The following is a 3,825-nucleotide window of genomic DNA, read 5'->3' as shown; positions in this document are numbered from 1 at the left end:
CATGTCAACTTCCCATTCACCCATTTTTACCTGTCTGGGAGCAGAGAGATAGGAAATAATTATTTTGGACCGAACTTGACCGCCAAATACGCGGGAAGGCGTGATATCAGCAAGTGCTTCTAATGCTGCCTGACGAAATCCCCCTTTCCCTGATTGAATTAGAAATGAAGCAATATAAGCGTTATTGCTAACACGTTTACCTTTACCTATATCTCTTCCTTTATCTAACTGTTTGGTTCCAGGAATAATACCATCCCAATTAAAAGTTAAATTTGCCCATTGTCTTACAGTATTTTTAATGACTTCTGGATGACGATATAAATAATGTTGTTCCGAAATAACTAGAGCGCGACCATTAACTAATTGCACAAACGTCGTTTTTCTGGCAGCAAGTTGATTAACTTTAAAGCTTAGGAATAAGAGAAATAAAAAACTTATCAAGCTAAATGTTGTCAGCCCGATGAAGCATAAAGGAAGTATATCTTTGGAATCGAGTAATAATTTAGGTCGTCGAACTTGCTTTAAACTTTTTAACATCCGTTACACCTTTCCTACGAAACCTGTCGCGACAGCGACTACACCATCAAAAGCTGCATTTACAAGTGCTGGAACTCTACTATTAATACCTGTATAAAGTGCAATTCCACCTCCTCCAGCAATTAACAAGGCTAGTGCAGGAGCAAAGATACTAATAAATGCTAAAAATGCTAAATCGGAAGCACTTTGAGCGTCAGCAGAAACAATTACAGTTGCTGCCAAACCAACTACAATGTTGTAGCCTAACTGCACTCCAAACAAAGATATAAAACCGCTAGCCCAAGCCCATATTGGTTTTGAACCTAAAGGCAATAAACTCAATCCCAAAGCAATTGGTGCAAATGTTGCAGTCATCATTAATGCAGCTTCTAAAATATTGACAAAAGCCCATTGAAGAGCATAGAGAAAGGTAATTAATATTAAGGAAATAGAAGCATTAAAAACAGTACCAGGATTTTGTACAAAGTCTGTCAATTCTGCAACTGCTAAACGTGCTTGTTCTAACGGTGCATTATTTTGCTTTTCAGCTTCAGTGAGAATTTCTTCTACAATTGGTCTTTTTTCTTGTAAGCAATCGGTAAGGGGTTTACCAGTCTTCCCTTGACATTCAGCATAAATTGTAGATACTTGAGTTTTGACGTTTTGGGTTAAAGTAACGTTAGATATTGCACTTTTAAAAGTTGTATCGGCGAGTTGAATATCTAGAACGCTGACAACCTGCTGATGACCGATATTTCTGATGATAAGTACAGTTTGGGAAAGTAAATAACCGTTACTTCCTAGAAAAAGAGCAATCACCAACGGGTAGATAAAAGATGCAGCTAATTCCGACCACAAAAACCGTTTTTCTTGATAATCAGCAGCCATTTTTATGGCAAGAAGAATAATGCTCATTGCTGCAAGCGTCGTACCAAGATTACATAAACCCGCCCATAATGCACCCGAAGGGTTAATTACGTCTCCCCAAACTTTATTCCAAGATTCAACGGTTTGTTGACTCAGTTGAATACTGCTTCTGACTAAACTAATACCAACAGCCGATTCGGAGTAGTTATCCGTTTGGGCAAGGAGTGAGGGAGAGGGAGAGTGGGAGAGTGGAGGAGTGGGAGAGTGGGAGAGTGGAGGAGTGGGGGAGTGGGAGAGTGGAGGAGTGGGAGAGTGGGGGAAGAGGGGAGAGAGATAATTAAGAATCATAGGGTATTTTTGTACTATACTCATGTTGATTACTTTTTAATTAAGTGAAAGATGACAAGAGAATCATTTAAAAATCATAAAGATTTAGAAGTTTATAAAATGGCTTTTGAATCGGCAATGCTAATTTTTGAATTATCTAAAAAATTCCCAGTTGAAGAAAGGTATTCATTAACCGATCAGATTCGTCGTTCCTCTCGTTCGGTTTGTGCTAATTTTGCGGAAGCATGGCGTAAACGTAGATATGAAGCTGCGTTTATAGCGAAACTTAGTGACTCGGAAGCAGAAGCAGCAGAGACTCAAACTTGGATTGAATTTGCGGTGCAATGTAAATATTTAGATGTTGAAGCAGGAAGAGATATTTATCGGAAATATAATTCTATCCTCGGAATGCTTGTCACAATGATTAACAACTCCGAAAAATGGATAGTCAACTCCAACAAAAACAAATAACTCTTTCCCCCACTCCCCCACTCTCCCTCTCTCCCACTCCTTGCCCAAACGGATAACTACTCCGATTCGGCTGTTGGCATCAGTTTAGTAAGAAGCAGTATTCAGCTGAGTCAGCAGACAGTTGAATCTTGGAATAAAGTGTGGGGAGATGTAATTAACCCTTCGGGTGCATTATGGGCAGGTTTATGTAATTTAGGTACTACGCTTGCAGCTTTGAGCATTATTATACTTGCCATAAAAATGGCTGCTGACTATCAAGAAAAGCGGTTTTTATGGTCGGAATTAGCTGCATCTTTTATTTACCCGTTGGTGATTGCTCTTTTTCTAGGAAGTAACGGTTATTTACTTTCCCAAACTGTACTTATCATTAGAAATATCGGCCATCAGCAAGTTGTTAGCGTTCTGGATATTCAACTCGCCGATACAACTTTTAAAAGTGCAATCTCTAACGTTACCTTAACCCAAAATGTCAAAACTCAAGTGTCTACAATTTACGCTGAATGTCAGGGAAAGACTGGTAAACCTCTTACCGATTGCCTCCAAGAAAAAAGACCAATTGTAGAAGAAATTCTCACTGAAGCTGAAAAACAAAATAATGCCCCGCTAGAACAAGCACGTTTAGCAGTTGCAGAATTAATAGACTTTGTACAAAATCCTGGTACTGTTTTCAATGCTTCTATTTCTTTAATACTAATTACATTTCTATATGCCCTTCAATGGGCTTTTGTTAATATTTTGGAAGCTGCATTAATGATGACTGCAACATTTGCACCAATTGCTTTGGGATTGAGTTTGTTGCCTTTAGGGTCAAAACCAATATGGGCTTGGGCGAGCGGTTTTATATCTTTGTTTGGAGTGCAGTTAGGCTACAACATTGTAGTTGGTTTGGCTGCAACTGTAATTGTTTCTGCTGGCGCTCAAAGTGCTTCTGATTTAGCATTTTTAGCATTTATTAGTATCTTTGCTCCTGCATTAGCTTTATTGATAGCTGGAGGAGGTGGAATTGCACTTTATACAGGTATTAATAGTAGAGTTCCAGCACTTGTAAATGCTGCTTTTGATGGTGTAGTCGCCGTAGCAACTGGTTTTGCAGGAAAGGTGTAGCAGATGCTTAAATCATTAAGACAAGTTCGACGACCTAAATTATTACTCGATTCCAAAGATATACTTCCTTTGTGCTTCATCGGGCTGACAACATTTAGCCTAATTAGCTTTTTATTTCTATTGTTTTTAAGTTTTAAAGTTAATCAACTTGCTGCTAGAAAAACGACGTTTGTGCAATTAGTTAATGGTCGCGCTCTAGTTATGTCGGAGCAACACTATTTATATCGTCATCCAGAAGTTGTAAAAAACACTGTCAGACAATGGGCGAATTTAACTTTTAATTGGGATGGTGTTATCCCCGGAACCAAAGAGTTAGATAAAGGAAGAGATATAGGTAAAGGTAAACGTGTTACTACAAATGCTTATATTGCGTCATTTCTAATTCAATCAGGTAAAAGCGGATTTCGTAATGCTGTATTGCAAGAACTTGCACAAATTACACCTGCTCGCGTATTCAACGGTCAAGTTCGTTCCAAAATAATTATTTCCTATTTGTCTGCTCCCAGACAGGTAAAAATTGGTGAATGGGAAGTTGACATA

The 3,825-nt window shown here is 38.5% G+C and carries 5 protein-coding genes; 3 read left to right on the top strand and 2 right to left on the bottom strand.

The features are described 5' to 3' along the window. On the bottom strand, positions 1-537 hold a 537-nt coding region (locus tag IQ247_RS31730), incomplete at its 3' end, for a hypothetical protein (protein WP_193926164.1). 3 nt (positions 538-540) lie between these two features. Beyond that, positions 541-1,731 carry a hypothetical protein gene (locus IQ247_RS31725; protein WP_228060228.1) on the bottom strand — a complete coding sequence of 397 codons (1,191 nt, stop codon included), beginning with the start codon at positions 1,729-1,731 and terminating at the stop codon, positions 541-543. A gap of 51 nt (positions 1,732-1,782) precedes the next feature. On the opposite strand from IQ247_RS31725, the gene IQ247_RS31720 reads away from it, so the two are divergent. From IQ247_RS31720 to IQ247_RS31710, 3 genes are all read left to right on the top strand, one after another. After that, on the top strand, positions 1,783-2,181 hold the full coding sequence (locus IQ247_RS31720; RefSeq protein WP_193926163.1) for a four helix bundle protein: 399 nt from the start codon (positions 1,783-1,785) through the stop codon (positions 2,179-2,181). Positions 2,182-2,319: 138 nt separating this feature from the next. Beyond that, positions 2,320-3,285 (top strand): hypothetical protein, encoded by a 966-nt coding sequence (locus IQ247_RS31715; protein WP_322745617.1) that lies wholly within the window; start codon positions 2,320-2,322, stop codon positions 3,283-3,285. A gap of 3 nt (positions 3,286-3,288) precedes the next feature. Further along, positions 3,289-3,825: hypothetical protein (locus tag IQ247_RS31710; protein ID WP_193926162.1), on the top strand; the 537-nt coding region annotated here is incomplete at its 3' end.

Origin of the sequence: Plectonema cf. radiosum LEGE 06105, assembly GCF_015207665.1 — a bacterium.
Taxonomy (GTDB): Bacteria; Cyanobacteriota; Cyanobacteriia; order Cyanobacteriales; family Nostocaceae; genus Rivularia; species Rivularia radiosa_A.
The sequence above is the reverse complement of the archived record's forward strand: the minus strand, read 5'-3'. Positions and strand labels throughout refer to the sequence as shown.